Source organism: Pseudomonas sp. GW821-FHT01A09, assembly GCF_058986725.1.
Genome location: NZ_JBYSWB010000021.1, coordinates 12,618 through 26,680 on the forward strand (window position 1 = coordinate 12,618; position 14,063 = coordinate 26,680).

The 14,063-nt window shown below is 61.7% G+C and carries 11 protein-coding genes and 1 pseudogene; 7 read left to right on the forward strand and 5 right to left on the reverse strand.

Features of this window, described 5'->3' with window-relative positions; genetic code table 11:
- Positions 1 to 338 precede the first annotated feature (338 nt).
- The 5 genes from AC3WJP_RS21040 to AC3WJP_RS21060 all read left to right on the forward strand — a co-directional run bounded on the left by AC3WJP_RS21040 (position 339) and on the right by AC3WJP_RS21060 (position 7,003).
- Positions 339 to 1,646: a CitMHS family transporter gene (locus AC3WJP_RS21040; protein ID WP_493723554.1), complete on the forward strand. Its 1,308-nt coding sequence runs from the start codon at positions 339 to 341 to the stop codon at positions 1,644 to 1,646.
- Positions 1,647 to 1,682: 36 nt separating this feature from the next.
- Positions 1,683 to 2,414: a TerC family protein gene (locus AC3WJP_RS21045; RefSeq protein WP_493723553.1), complete on the forward strand. Its 732-nt coding sequence runs from the start codon at positions 1,683 to 1,685 to the stop codon at positions 2,412 to 2,414.
- A gap of 182 nt (positions 2,415 to 2,596) precedes the next feature.
- On the forward strand, positions 2,597 to 4,291 hold the full coding sequence (locus AC3WJP_RS21050) for a Na/Pi cotransporter family protein (RefSeq protein WP_493723552.1): 1,695 nt from the start codon (positions 2,597 to 2,599) through the stop codon (positions 4,289 to 4,291).
- A 117-nt stretch (positions 4,292 to 4,408) separates the two neighbouring features.
- On the forward strand, positions 4,409 to 5,806 hold the full coding sequence (locus AC3WJP_RS21055; RefSeq protein ID WP_493723551.1) for a M16 family metallopeptidase: 1,398 nt from the start codon (positions 4,409 to 4,411) through the stop codon (positions 5,804 to 5,806).
- Between the two features lie 168 nt (positions 5,807 to 5,974).
- Positions 5,975 to 7,003 (forward strand): DUF5924 family protein, encoded by a 1,029-nt coding sequence (locus AC3WJP_RS21060; RefSeq protein WP_493723550.1) that lies wholly within the window; start codon positions 5,975 to 5,977, stop codon positions 7,001 to 7,003.
- A gap of 120 nt (positions 7,004 to 7,123) precedes the next feature.
- On the opposite strand, the gene AC3WJP_RS21065 is transcribed toward AC3WJP_RS21060, so the two are convergent.
- From AC3WJP_RS21065 to AC3WJP_RS21085, 5 genes are all read right to left on the reverse strand, one after another.
- On the reverse strand, positions 7,124 to 8,365 hold the full coding sequence (locus AC3WJP_RS21065) for a nucleoside recognition domain-containing protein (protein ID WP_493723549.1): 1,242 nt from the start codon (positions 8,363 to 8,365) through the stop codon (positions 7,124 to 7,126).
- 130 nt (positions 8,366 to 8,495) lie between these two features.
- Positions 8,496 to 9,866 (reverse strand): glutamate/aspartate:proton symporter GltP, encoded by a 1,371-nt coding sequence (gene gltP / locus AC3WJP_RS21070; protein WP_493723548.1) that lies wholly within the window; start codon positions 9,864 to 9,866, stop codon positions 8,496 to 8,498.
- A gap of 583 nt (positions 9,867 to 10,449) precedes the next feature.
- Complete coding sequence (locus tag AC3WJP_RS21075; RefSeq protein ID WP_226503733.1) at positions 10,450 to 10,614, reverse strand: DUF1328 domain-containing protein; 165 nt, start codon at positions 10,612 to 10,614, stop codon at positions 10,450 to 10,452.
- Between the two features lie 104 nt (positions 10,615 to 10,718).
- Positions 10,719 to 10,997, reverse strand: coding sequence for a hypothetical protein (locus AC3WJP_RS21080; RefSeq protein WP_493723547.1), 279 nt, complete (start codon positions 10,995 to 10,997; stop codon positions 10,719 to 10,721).
- A 239-nt stretch (positions 10,998 to 11,236) separates the two neighbouring features.
- Complete coding sequence (locus AC3WJP_RS21085) at positions 11,237 to 12,085, reverse strand: BON domain-containing protein (protein ID WP_493723546.1); 849 nt, start codon at positions 12,083 to 12,085, stop codon at positions 11,237 to 11,239.
- A gap of 223 nt (positions 12,086 to 12,308) precedes the next feature.
- Between AC3WJP_RS21085 and algB the strand changes: the two genes are divergently transcribed.
- The gene (gene algB / locus AC3WJP_RS21090) at positions 12,309 to 13,655 is read left to right on the forward strand and encodes a sigma-54-dependent response regulator transcription factor AlgB (protein WP_493723545.1); all 1,347 of its coding nucleotides are present in this window, start codon (positions 12,309 to 12,311) and stop codon (positions 13,653 to 13,655) included.
- Positions 13,652 to 14,062 (forward strand): annotated as a pseudogene (locus tag AC3WJP_RS21095) (KinB sensor domain-containing domain); the annotation flags it as partial. The gene algB and the pseudogene AC3WJP_RS21095, both read left to right, overlap by 4 nt.
- Between the last annotated feature and the right edge of the window lies 1 nt (position 14,063).

Sequence of the window (14,063 nt, forward strand, 5' to 3'; positions counted from 1 at the left end):
CCCTGCTCCCACAGGAGTAAGCCTCGGGCACTGCTGGACTGTGGGAGCAGGGCTTGCCCGCGAAGGGGCCGGCACAGGCAACACACAAAACCAAGTCACCACCATTCCCCTGCGCGAAAGCTCCCTGAAAGCTTCACCCCTTAACATCACCCAAACCCCGGCATCAGACCGGCTGGTTCGCACGCCCGCGTGCAGCCCTATGACAACAACAATTGGTGATCCTGAATGACGTGCACTACCGCCTTCGCCGCGCCTCCGATACTTCCAGCCCCCGCCGCCCAGTACTGACCCCATCCCGGTTCGTCCTTCCCTAGCCGCGCTACGCCTGGAGTATCCCCATGCTGACTTTCCTTGGCTTTGCCATGGTCATCGCTTTCATGTTCCTGATCATGACCAAGCGCCTGTCCGCGCTGATCGCCTTGATCATCGTCCCCATTCTGTTCGCGCTGTTCGGTGGCTTCGCGCCGAAAATCGGCCCGATGATGCTCGACGGCATCAGCAAACTCGCGCCCACGGGCGTCATGCTGATGTTCGCCATTCTCTACTTCGCCCTGATGATCGACTCGGGATTGTTCGACCCGGCCGTGCGCAAGATCCTCAAGCTGGTCAAGGGCGATCCGCTGAAGGTCTCGGTGGGCACTGCCGTACTGGCGTTGGTGGTATCGCTGGACGGCGACGGCGCCACCACCTACATGATCTGCTGCGCCGCGCTGCTGCCGCTGTACAGCCGCATCGGCATGAGCCCGCGGATCATGGCGGGGCTGATCATTCTAGCTGGCGGGATCATGAACATGACGCCCTGGGGTGGCCCGACCGCCCGCGCCGCCAGCGCGCTGCACGTCGACCCGTCGGATATCTTCGTGCCGATGATTCCGGCCATGGCCTGCGGCGTGATCGCCTTGCTGGCCATCGCCTATTTCTACGGCAAGCGCGAACGTGCGCGGCTGGGCGAACTGCACCTGCCCGGCGATGAAGTCGACCACAGTGAAATCAGCGTGTCGCAGTTCCCCGAAGCGCGCCGGCCCAAGCTGATCTGGTTCAACGGTTTGCTCACCCTGGTGCTGATGATTGCCCTGATCAAGGGCCTGCTGCCGCTGCCGGTGCTGTTCATGATCGCCTTCAGCATCGCCATGATCGTCAACTACCCGAATCTGGAGCATCAGAAGGAGCGCATCGCCGCCCATGCCGGTAGCGTTCTGGCCGTGGTCGGGCTGATCTTCGCGGCGGGTATCTTCACCGGCATCCTGTCCGGCACCGGCATGGTCGATGCCATGTCGAAAAGTCTGCTGGCAGTGATCCCGGATGCGCTGGGGCCTTACCTGGCGGTGATCACTGCGTTGGTGAGCATGCCGTTCACCTTCTTCATGTCCAACGACGCCTTTTACTACGGCGTGCTGCCGGTGCTGGCCGAGGCCGCCGCACATTACGGCATCAGCCCGGTGGAAATGGCCCGCGCCTCGATCGTCGGCCAGCCGGTGCACTTGCTCAGCCCGCTGGTGCCCTCGACCTACCTGCTGGTGGCATTGGCGGGTATCGAATTCGGCGATCATCAGCGCTTTACCCTCAAGTGGGCGGTGCTGGTGTGCCTGGTGATCATGCTCGGCGCGCTGGCGATGGGTGTATTCCCGGTCGTCGGCAGTCTATAACTTCTATCACGCACTTAACGCAGTAAAGGAACCAACATGGAATGGCTGACCAACCCGGAAATCTGGGTTGCCTTTTTTACCCTGACCGCCCTCGAGATCGTGCTGGGGATCGACAACATCATCATGATCTCGATCCTGGTCAGCCGCATGCCCAAGCACATGCAGAAGCGCACGCGCCTGTTCGGGCTGGCGCTTGCCATGGTCACGCGGATCCTCCTGCTGCTGTCGATCACCTGGGTGATGCGCCTGACCGCGGACCTGTTCGTGATCTTCGGCCAGGGCATTTCCGGGCGCGATCTGATCCTGTTCTTCGGCGGCCTGTTCCTGATCTGGAAGAGCTCCCAGGAAATCTATCAAGGCATGGAAGGCGAGGAGGAGGGCGACGGCACCCCGAGCGGCAAGGGCGGCAACTTCCTCTACACCATCGTACAGATCGCAATCATCGACATCGTCTTCTCGCTGGATTCGGTGATTACCGCGGTGGGCATGGTGTCCCACGTACCGGTGATGATCGCCGCCATCGTGGTCGCGGTGCTGGTGATGATGCTGTGCGCCGGGACCATCAGTGACTTCATCGAGAAACATCCATCACTCAAAATGCTGGCACTTTCCTTCCTGCTGGTGGTCGGAACCGTGCTGATTGCCGAATCCTTCGATGTTCACGTGCCCAAAGGCTACGTTTACTTCGCGATGGCTTTCTCGCTGGCAGTGGAGGCGATCAACATCAAGATGCGCACCAGCCACGCGAAGAAGAAAAAGGCCGATTGATTTGCTGCATCTCTGTAGCGAGGGGGTATGCAATACGCAGGGTCATGAAAAATATGACAGTTTTGTTTCAAAGTTCTCATTCGCTGTGCCATGCTGGCGCACGGCCTGGAAGCGGACTAAAGCTTAACCAGGTGTCTATTCGAATCAGCCCGTAACGGGTAGCCAACAGGGGGCCGTCGTCAATGCTGACCCTGCTCAATCTACTTTCTGCAGTAACGTTGCTCATCTGGGGCACACACATCGTTCGTACCGGCATCCTGCGGGTTTACGGCACAGCCTTGCGCCGCCTGCTTAGCCAGAACATGTCCAAGCGCCCACTGGCGTTCATCGCCGGCATCCTGGTGACCGCGGTGGTGCAAAGCAGTAACGCCACGGCAATGCTCACCACCTCATTCGTCGGCCAGGGGCTGATGGCGTTGACGCCGGCGCTGGCGATCATGCTCGGCGCTGACGTCGGTACCGCGATCATGTCGCGGGTGCTGACATTCGACCTGTCCTGGCTGTCGCCGCTGTTGATTTTCCTCGGGGTGATCTTCTTTCTGTCGCGCAAGCAGACGCCCCTGGGCCAGATGGGCCGCGTCGGCATCGGCCTCGGGCTGATCATCCTCGCCTTGCAGTTGATCGTCGAAGCCGCTGCGCCCATCACCCATGCCCAGGGTGTGAAGGTTCTGTTCGCTTCGCTGACCGGCGACATCCTGCTCGACGCCTTGATCGGCGCACTGTTCGCGATGATTTCCTACTCCAGCCTGGCGGCCGTGCTGCTGACCGCCACCCTGGCCGAATCCGGGGTGATCAGCCTGCCGGTGGCCATCGGCCTGGTGATCGGCGCCAACATCGGCAGCGGCCTGCTGGCGTTCATCTCCACCAACATGCAGAACACCGCGGGCCGTCAGGTTGCGCTGGGCAGCCTGCTGTACAAGTTGATCGGCCTGGTGCTGATCATCCCGGTGCTGAGCCCGCTGGTGCACTGGATGGACAGCCTCGACTACGATGCCCAGACCATGGTGATCAGCTTTCATGTGCTCTATAACTCCATCCGCTGCCTGATCATGCTGCCGACCGTGGGGCCTATGGCCAGGCTGTGCGCCAATATTCTGCCCAAGCGCGCCGAAGCCAACGGCCAGCGCGCGCCGCGCCACCTCGACCCGGCCGCGCTGGATACGCCCAGCCTGGCCCTGGCCAACGCCGTACGCGAAACCCTGCGCATGGGCGACCTGATCGACAGCATGCTGGCATCGATGCTCAACGTCCTGCGCGGCACCCAGACCGCCGTGACCCAAGAGGTCCGCACCCTGGGCGATGACGCCGAAGCACTGTACGTGGCGATCAAGCTGTATCTGGCGCAAATGCCCCGTGAAGACCTCGGCGAGCACGACAGCCGGCGCTGGGCCGAAATCATCGAGCTGACCCTCAACCTCAAGCTCAGTGCCGACCTGATCGAACGCATGCTGCGCAAAGTACAGCAGCAGAAGACATCCCAGCGGCGCTCGTTCTCCGATGTCGGCCTGGAGGAACTCACCGGCCTGCACAGCCAGTTGATGGCCAATCTGCGCCTGGGCCTGACGGTGTTCCTGACCAGCGACCCGGAAAGCGCTCGCCAGCTACTGCGGGAAAAACGCCGCTTCCGCGCCCAGGAACGGCGCCTGGCGCATTCCCATGTCAGCCGTCTGCAGCGCAAGGTGGTGCAGAGCATCGAGACCAGCTCGCTGCACCTGGAGCTGATCGCCGACATGAAGCGCCTCAATTCGCTGTTCTGCAGCAGCGCCTATGCGGTGCTTGGCACGTCCGAAACGGGTTCGTTGATGTCCGAAACCGAGGTCGAGGAAGCCACTGAAGCAGCGGTCGAAGCCAGTGTCGAGGCCCGCGAAGCGACCTGACAAAGCGCTTCGAAATGACGAAAGCACTTGAACATCCGGGGGACCGCGAAGTCTGTTCACTCAGACCCATCCGCCTGGCGCGCGGACTCATCAGGTTCCCGCAAGGAAACTCGCCCCATGCGTTGTCTGTTGTTGCTCGTTGCACTGTTTGGCCTTACCCAGATCACCTGCGCATCCGCTGCCGACCGCTACCAGGTCGAAGGCTATCTGCTCCCCAACGGCTTGCAGCTGGTGCTCAAGCCCGGCAGCGAGCCTGGCCATGTGGCGATCCGCCTGGTGGTCGGGGTAGGGTTCGACGACTTCAGCTGCGCCGATCAAGAACTCCCCCATTTGCTCGAACACCTGATGTTCAGCGGCCTCGACGCCCGCGGTGAAGGCGGCCTCGAAGAGCGCATGCAGGCGCTGGGCGGCGAGTGGAACGCCTTCACCGGCGACACCGACACCACCTACGTGATCGAAGCGCCCGCGCGCAACCAGCGCAAGGTGCTCGACCTGCTGCTCGCCGCGCTCACCCAGACCCGCATCGATCAGCAGGCCCTCGACACCGCCAAGGCCATCGTCACCCGGGAAGACGGCGGCCACTCCTCGCACCTGCAGACCTGGCTCGACCATCAGGATTTCGGCCACGGTGCCAGCGACCAACTGGCCATCGAGCTGGGGCTCAAATGCAAGGAGCGGCCTTCGGTAGAGGCGCTGACGCTGAATCAGGTCAATGCCGTGCGCAAGGAGTGGTACGCCCCCAACAACATGTCCCTGATCATGGTCGGCCAGCTTGATCGCCTACTGCCGGCCTATCTGGAACGCGCCTGGGGTGAGCTCAAGGCCATCGACCCTACCCAGCACCCGGACTCGACCCTGACCCTGGGCCACGCCGAACAGCGCCGCACCATCGTGCAGGGCTGGCTGGGCGACAGCGCCCGGCTGCATTGGTATTACGTGGAGCCGACCCTGGACGACGTCCCGGATCAGGCCTTCGATCTGGTGCAGCGTTATCTGGATTGGACCTTGTATCAGGACCTGCGCCTGGCCCACGGCCTGTCCTATGGGCCGAGCAGCCAGCGTGACGCCTTTGGCGATACCGGTTTGACCAGCCTGAATGCCGACCTCGAGCGCGGTGACATCGACACCGCCGAGCAATTGCTGACCCAGCGCATGGCCCAGTTGCGCCGCGATGGCATGGACGCGGCGACCTTCGAGCGCCTCAAACAGGTAGCGATCGACCAGCAGGCCTGGGCGATCCAGGGCGACAGCGGGCTGGCGGATTATTACTGGGGCGCGCTGGGCGATTACGCCGATGGCCATTTCTCCAACCCGGTAGTGGGGTTGCGCAAGGTCACGCTGGAGGATGCCAACAAGGCGCTGAAGGCGCTGCTGGCCGAGCCGCCGTATGTGCGGGTGGAGAAGCCGTTGTTGAGTTACGACGAGCTGGATCGGTTGATGGTGGTCGCCGCAGTGGTGGTACTTGGCTTGCTGATCGGCGTGGCATGGCTGCTGCGGCGTCGGTCCAAACAATGACGCATCATCCGTGTGGCGAGGGGGCTTGCTCCCGATACGGTCTGTCAGCCAACGCTTGTGTGGCTGATACATCGTATCGGGAGCAAGCCCCCTCACCACAGGGAAGAAATCACGATCGACTGAAGTATCCTGTAACATTTGCTGTTTAGACCAAGGCTGCCACTGCCCATGCCGCTTTTTATCCTGCGCCTGATCGAACTCATAAAGCGCTACCCCGGTGTCATCGCCATTGGCGGTTTCATCTCCGGGGTGGGCAGCTTCATCATGGTCGATCGCCAGGCCGGCCTGGCCAGCTGGGTCGCCGTGGTGATGCTGCTGACCTGGTTGTGGCTGATGTTCGAGAACGCCTTCACCCAGCTGTTCACCCGGGTGTTCAAACGCGAAATACCGCCGCACCTGCTGCGCTATGCCACGCAGATGATCCACCAGGAAAGCCTGTTCTTCGTCCTGCCGTTCTTTTACATCACTACCACCTGGAACAGCGGCCAGGCGATTTTCACCGGGCTGCTAACCGCAGCCGGGCTGGTGTCGATCATAGATCCGCTCTACTACAAATGGGTGGCGCCGCGGCGCTGGCTGTTCATGGCCATGCACACCCTGACGCTGTTCGCGGCAATGCTCACAGCGCTGCCGATCATCCTCCACCTGACCACCGCCGAGAGCTTCAAGCTGGCCCTGGGCACCGCCATGCTGTTGTCGTTCCCCAGCCTGGCGGTGAGCTTTCCGATCACCCATTGGCGGCGTGGTGTAGCACTGGTGGCCGTGACCCTGGCGGTCGGCGGCGGCGGTTGGCTGCTGCGTTCTTGGGTGCCGCCGGCCACCTTGTGGATGACTGAAAACGCCATCACCGACAGCCTCGACGGCGAGAACCGCACCCCAGGCGAAGACCTGCAGGAAGTCACCGCCAGCCAGGTGCGCAGTGGTGGGCTGTTCGCTTATACCGCCATCAACGCGCCGCGTGGGCTGGACGAGCGCATCTATCACGTGTGGAAGTTGAACGGTAAGGAGATGGACCGGATCGCCTTGGACATCCACGGCGGGCGCAAGGAAGGCTACCGCGCCTGGACCCACAAGCAGAACTTCCCCGGCGACCCGGTAGGTAACTGGCAAGTGCGGGTCATGACCGAGGACGGCCAGGTGATCGGCGTGTTGCGGTTCAAGGTCGTGGCGGATGCGGATAAAGCCGCAGGGTCATGATTTTCGCAACAGCTGACGGCCTCTTCGCGGGCAAGCCCAGCTCCCACAAATGCACGACGCAGGATCGGTTAAACCCTGTGGAAGCAAGGCTTGCCTGCGAAGAGGCCTGCCCAGCCACCCTCAAGCCGCAGTCGCCCCGAAGAACCAGTAGCACACCGCAATCGCCGCCACCACGCCGGAGAATTCCGCCAGCAGCGCACACCCCACCGCGTGCCGCGCGCGCTTGATGCCCACGGCGCCGAAGTACACCGCCAGCACGTAGAACGTCGTCTCGGTGCTGCCCTGGATCGTCGCCGCCACCAAGGCCGGAAAGCTGTCGACGCCCTTGCTCTGCATGGTCTCGATCAACATCGCCCGCGCCGCGCTGCCGGAAAACGGCTTCACCAGCGCGGTCGGCAGTGCGTCGACGAAACGCCCGTCGAGGCCGATCCATTCCACGGCATGGCGAATCCCCTCGAGCACGAAGCCCAGCGCGCCCGACGCACGCAGCACGCCGACGGCGCAGAGCATGGCAACCAGGTAGGGCAGCAGATTCTTCGCCACGTCGAAGCCTTCCTTGGCGCCTTCGACGAAGGTTTCGTACACCGGCACCTTCTTCAGCGCACCGATCAACAAGAACAGAACGATCAGACCGAACAGCGTCAGATTGCCGAGGATCGACGACAGACTGGCCAGCGCCGCCGCCGACAGCCCGGCCAGCAACGCCATGAACGCGCCCAGCAGCAAGGCGCCGGGGATCAGATAGGCGAGGACCACCGGGTCCCACAGGCGCAACCGTTGCATGACCGCGACCGACAGCAGCCCCACCAGGGTCGACGCGCTGGTGGCCAACAGGATCGGCAGGAACACCAAGGTCGGGTCCGGCGCGCCTTGCTGGGCGCGGTACATGAAAATGGTCACAGGCAGCAGCGTCAGCGACGAAGCGTTGAGCACCAGAAACAGGATCTGCGCATTGCTGGCCGTGTCCGGCAGCGGATTGAGGTCCTGCAACGCGCGCATGGCCTTGAGGCCGATGGGCGTGGCGGCATTGTCCAGGCCCAGACCGTTGGCGGCGAAGTTGAGGGTAATCAGGCCGAGCGCCGGATGCCCAGGCGGCACCTCGGGCATCAGCCGCGCGAACAACGGCCCCAGCACCTTGGCCAACCAATCGACGATGCCGGCCTTCTCGGCGATTTTCAGAAAGCCGAGCCACAGCGTCAGCGTGCCGAACAGCAGCACCATGACATCCACCGACAACTTGGCCATGGCGAAAATGCTCTCGACCATGGCGGCGAATACCCCCGCGTTACCGGCGACCAGCCACTGCGCGAGGCCGGAAACCGCCGCCACCAGGAAAAACCCGAGCCATAGGCCATTCAGCATCTGTCACACCCCCAAAACGATGGGCCGATGATAACGGTGTGACACCGGACTACCAAACCGATCCGGCAAAAATCGCCAGATAAAAACAAGCCCCGAAGATTCGGGGCTCGTGGTCAGCCATCAGCCTGGCTTATTCGGCCACGGTCTTGCCGGCCGGTGCCTTGGCAGCGCTGCTGCGCAGATGCGGCAGGCTGTTCCAGTAACGCTCGCCCTTGGCGGCGTCGTACATGCCTTCCCACTTGGCGATCACCAGCACCGCCAGAGCGTTGCCGACCACATTGAGTGCGGTGCGGGCCATGTCCATGATGCGGTCGACGCCGGCGATGAACGCCAGGCCTTCCAGCGGGATACCCACGCTGCCGAGAGTCGCCAGCAACACCACGAAAGACACGCCTGGCACACCGGCGATGCCTTTGGAGGTGACCATCAGGGTCAGGATCAGCATCAATTGCTGGCCGATCGACAGGTCGATCCCGTACAGCTGAGCGATGAACAGCGCCGCGATGCTCTGGTACAGCGTCGAGCCATCGAGGTTGAATGAATAGCCGGTCGGCACCACGAAGCTGCTGATGGCTTTCGGCGCACCGTAGGCTTCCATCTTCTCGATGATGCGCGGCAGCACGGTTTCCGAACTGGCGGTGGAGTAGGCAAGGATCAGCTCATCCTTGAGGATGCGCATCAGCTTGATGATCGAGAAGCCGAACATCCGCGCCACCAGGCCCAGCACCACGAAGGCGAAGAAGGCGATAGCCACGTAGACCAGGATCACCAGCTTGGCCAGCGGCAGCAACGAGCTGAAGCCGAACTTGGCGACGGTCACGGCGATGAGGGCGAACACGCCGATCGGCGCGTAGTTCATGATCATGTGCGTGACCTTGAACATCGCTTCCGAGACACCCTGGAACATCTTCACCAGCGGGTCGCGCAGGTCCGCCTGCAGGCTCGACAGCCCGAGCCCGAACATCACCGAGAAGAAAATGATCGGCAGCATGTCGCCGCGTGCAATCGAGGCGAAGATGTTCGAAGGAATAAGGTTGAGCAGGGTGGCGACGAAGGCGTGGTCATGTTGCACCTCGGCCGTGGTCTTCTGGTACTGAGAGATATCCACGGTCGACAGGGTGCTCATGTCGATGCCCGCCCCCGGATGGAAGGCATTGGCCAGACCCACGCCCACCAGAATCGCCAGGGTGGTGACGATCTCGAAGTAGATGATGGTCTTGAGGCCGATACGGCCCAGCTTCTTGGCATCGCCCACGCCGGCGATGCCGACGATCAGCGAGGCGATCACGATCGGTACCACGATCATCTTGATCAGGCGGATGAAGATGTCGCCGGCCGGTTGCAGCACATTGCTGATCCACCAGGTGGTGTCTTCCCACCAATTCTTGGCTTCCATGCCGGCGCTGGCTTTGCCCAGATGATTGAGCGCTGCGCCAATCGCAATCCCGAGCACGAGGCCGATGAGAATTTGCCAGGCCAGGCTGAGTTTCGCCTTTTTCATAGAATTACCCCTTGTTGCAGTGACCCTGGAGCACCTTGCGACGCCGCGGGAAAGGTTCGCCAACCCGTGCAAGACGAGGCTGGCCAACGAAAAAAAGGGGGCACTATTCCCATGGAGAGATGACCCGTCTAATGCCGGAACGGCATAGGGCATGCCGAAACTGCATAATGCGCGGATATTCGTCTGGAGGGTAAAAGCGAGGGTAAAGCATCGTTCGGAATATCGAATGGGCGAGGGCAGGGAAATAGAAGCCTGTAGCGAGGAAGGCGATTCAGTGTGGAGGGGTATTCGATTTTCCGGACGGAAAAATGCTGAAACTAATCAAAAGATGAAAATTGTAACCAAGATACCGCAAGTGACCCTGTAGCGAGGGGGCTTGCCCCCGATAGCAACCTGTCAGCTACGTCAACGCAACTGACACGCTATCGCAAGCAAGCCCCTTCGCCACAGCGGTTCGCCCATGGCGTACCTGCGTCCCCTGACCCGGCCCTCGTCGAAGGTACTCCCTGTACCCTTAGGTCACTTCAACCGCGACGGTCAAAGCATCCCGACCCCTTGGTCGCATGTAACTCCGCACAATCGATCAGGGTCGACCGCGACGACCCATGAAGAAGGACACCACGAACAGCACCAGGAAGATGATGAACAGGATTTTGGCAATGCCAGCGGCAGTACCAGCGATGCCACCGAAGCCCAGGACCGCAGCGATGACGGCGATGATGAGGAATGTAACTGCCCAACTCAGCATGATGTATCTCCTTATTTTACGTCTCTAGGTTTGAAGCATTGCCTTCCGGCCTGTTCGGCTCGGATGTTTACCGGGACGCCGCCGAGGGCCGCGTCTGTCGATTCTCAAAACGTCCAGCGTTGCTGTGGCATCGCCGTAGCATTGACCTCAGCGGCTTGCTCGAAGTCGCGGGCAGTGGGCATTTGCATGCCGCTGCTGCTCACCGGGCTGAAATGCGTGCTCGCCGCGTGCGGCATCATGTGCAGCAATGGCTCGGGCGCCTCGGTCAAACGTTGATACGCCATGCAGCTCAGCAAGGTGACCAGCACCGCAAACAACACGAACAGCCCCTGTTGAACCTGGGAAGAAGCAACAGCAACGGTGGCGAAAGGTGTGCGGATCATCCTGTGGCTCCTGACCTTCAGTGATGGCTGCTGAAGGATTGGTCGTGGCGTTCAACGACGATAAATTCTGTTATCGAGGTTATTGCAGGCGCCGTGCCACATTTTGTAACTAGATAAAACCCAATAAAATCATGCAGTTATGAATAAAGATGAGCCCCTACTGCATTCATCCTGCACGATGCACCCCTGGCGGGTCGGGCTATTTGCACGACCCGGCCAGTGCTCCCCCTGCGAGGGCTTCACAGCGCCGGTTTGACGGCCACTTTCAGCAGGTCGGCGTCCACCCCGCGCACCCCGCGAACGTTGCGCGCCAATTCCAGCGCCACGTCTTTTTCCTCGCTGCTGCCCACATCGCCGCTCAGGCTGACCATGCCGGTGCGGGTTTCGACATTGATGGTCAGACCGTCGAGGCTGCGGCTATATAAAAGGCTGGCTTTGACCTTGCTGGTGATCCAGGCGTCGCTGAGGGCCTCTTCGGTGGACTTGGCAGCGGTCTCGGCGCGAGTGGTCGAGGTGTCGGCGGCGCCCAGGCTAATCAGGTTGTTGACCTGATACACGCCCTCGGTGTTGCTCGCCAGGCTACCGGCCAGCAATTTAGCGTCGGCAGTGGGCGCCTTGCCCTTGAGCGTGACCACGCCGTTCTCGGTGGCGACACTGCCATGCAGATCGCGGGTGCTGGTGTTCCACAGCAGCTTGGACTTGATGGTGGCCGTCAGCGTCGCGTCATCGAAGCGTTGTGCCAGCGACTGGCGAGCGGGCATCTGTTCGGCCAGCTGATCGTCTACCTTGAGCTGATTGTCGACCTTGGCGATGCCTTCCACGTCGCCGGCGATCTGCGCGGCCAGTTCCCGATCCACCTCGTTTTCCACCGAGCCGCTCAAGGTCGCCACACCGTCGCGCACTACGACCCCGAGCTTGAACGGGCTCAGATGCCGGTTGAGGGCGAAGGCCGTCCAGATCGACCCTTCCTGCCGGGCTGCTTGCAGTTGGGTGGCGAGGCTGCCCTCTGCAGCCAGACTCGGCGCGCTCTGGGCCAGCAGCACCAAGGCGGTGGCTGAGGCCAGAGCAAGCGTTTTGAGGGTGTTCATCAATATTGCTCCATGTTTTTGAATTGCCGCAGGCGTCGCAAGGCCCATGCCAGGCATTGGACAACGCGGATTTGGAGAAAAATCAGAAAGTTAGCCATTGTGAGTTCAGCGAACTACCATGCAGGGTGCGGAATGAATCAGAATAAACCCTGCAACTTGCACGATTTTTCCCTGACTAACGTAAGACATTTCTGTAAGACCAATCTGATAGAGGCGTAGGAAAATGGAATCAGGCACGGACCATCAAGGCCGAATTCTGCTTGTCGATGATGAGTCCGCCATTCTGCGTACCTTCCGTTACTGCCTCGAAGACGAAGGCTATAGCGTCGCGACTGCCAACAGCTCGGCCCAGGCCGAAGCCTTGCTACAGCGCCAGGTATTCGACCTGTGCTTCCTGGATTTGCGTCTGGGCGACGATAACGGCCTGGACGTACTGGCACAGATGCGCGTGCAGGCGCCGTGGATGCGGGTAGTCATCGTCACCGCGCATTCGGCGGTGGATACCGCCGTCGACGCCATCCAGGCCGGCGCCGCCGATTATCTGGTCAAGCCTTGCAGCCCCGACCAGTTGCGTCTGGCCACGGCCAAGCAGCTGGAAGTGCGGCAGCTGTCGGCGCGGCTCGAAGCGCTCGAAGGCGAAGTGCGCAAGCCCAAGGACGGCCTCGACTCCCACAGCCCGGCCATGATGGTAGTGCTCGAGACCGCTCGGCAGGTCGCCACCACCGATGCCAACATCCTCATCCTCGGCGAGTCGGGCACCGGTAAAGGTGAACTGGCCCGTGCCATTCACGGCTGGAGCAAGCGCGCGAAGAAATCCTGCGTGACCATCAACTGCCCGTCGCTGACCGCCGAACTGATGGAGAGCGAACTGTTCGGCCACAGCCGCGGCGCGTTCACCGGTGCCAGCGAAAGCACCTTGGGCCGGGTCAATCAGGCCGATGGCGGGACCTTGTTCCTCGACGAGATCGGCGACTTCCCGCTGACCCTGCAACCCAAGCTGCTGCGCTTCATCCAGGACAAGGAATACGAACGCGTCGGTGACCCGGTGACCCGCCGCGCCGACGTGCGCATCCTTGCCGCGACCAACCTCAACCTCGAGGACATGGTGCGCGACGGCCGCTTCCGTGAGGACCTGCTGTATCGCCTCAACGTCATCACCCTGCACCTGCCGCCATTGCGCGAACGCAGTGAAGACATCCTCACCCTGGCGGAACGCTTCCTGGCACGCTTCGTCAAGGAATACGCGCGCCCGGCCCGGACCTTCAGCGAAGAAGCCCGCGCCGCGCTGCTCAACTACCGCTGGCCGGGCAATATCCGCGAGCTGCGCAACGTCATCGAGCGCGCGAGCATCATCTGCGCCAAGGACAAGGTCGAGGTCAGCCACCTGGGCATGGCCGAGCAGCCGACCAACAATGCGCCGCGCATCGGCGCCGCCTTGAGCCTGGACGAGCTGGAAAAGGCCCACATCGGCGCGGTGCTGTCCACCAGCGACACCCTTGATCAGGCCGCCAAGACCTTGGGTATCGACGCTTCGACCCTGTACCGCAAACGCAAACAGTACAACCTATGAAGTTACCGATGAAATTGCGGACACGCTTGTTCCTGAGCATTTCCGCATTGATCACTGTTGCCTTGCTGGGCCTGTTGCTGGGCCTGGTGAGCGTCATTCAGATGGCCCGAGCGCAGCAATCGCTGATCCACACCAACTTCATCACCCTGGACCTGGGCCTCAAACTGCGCCAGTCGCTGGGCGATCAGTTGTTCATGACCCAGAACGACGTGCCGGACAAGGACGCTCTCGGCCGCTCGCAGGCGCATTTCCGCGCGCTGCTCGAAGAAGCGCTCGCGTCGCCCATCACCGCCGAGCAGCGGCACGCCTTCGTACAAGCCGCGAGTGACTACCAGGCCTATGTGGAGGCGCTGGCGCAAGCCGTGCACAATTCGAGCAACATCAGCGACGACGGCACGCAGAATGATG